Origin of the sequence: Nocardia vinacea NBRC 16497 (assembly GCF_000308835.1) — a bacterium.
Lineage (GTDB): Bacteria > Actinomycetota > Actinomycetes > Mycobacteriales > Mycobacteriaceae > Nocardia > Nocardia vinacea.
Genome location: NZ_BAGN01000279.1, coordinates 1 through 246, shown reverse-complemented (window position 1 = coordinate 246; position 246 = coordinate 1). Strand labels below are relative to the sequence as shown.

The 246-nt window shown below is 67.9% G+C and carries 1 protein-coding gene; it reads right to left on the bottom strand.

Annotated features, from left to right (window positions below):
- On the bottom strand, window positions 1-246 hold a 246-nt coding region (locus ON44_RS52070), incomplete at both ends, for a hypothetical protein (protein WP_040697909.1).

Genomic DNA, 246 nt, shown 5'->3' with positions numbered 1-246 from the left:
GCCCGGTCCTCATCATCCTCGAGATCGGACCTGGCCGCCTCGGTGGAAACCTCGGGATCGGACTCCACCGCCTCGGATAACTCCTCGTCATCCCACCGCCCACCGCGAACCGGCGGCTTGCTTCGCCCCGATCGCTTTCCGGACCTCGACGAACGCGGCGAACTTCGGCACAGCTCAGCGTCGGTACGCGCCGGACTTCCGGCACCGATCGTTCGGCTGGCACCGACTCGCTCGGTCAGCACGGTC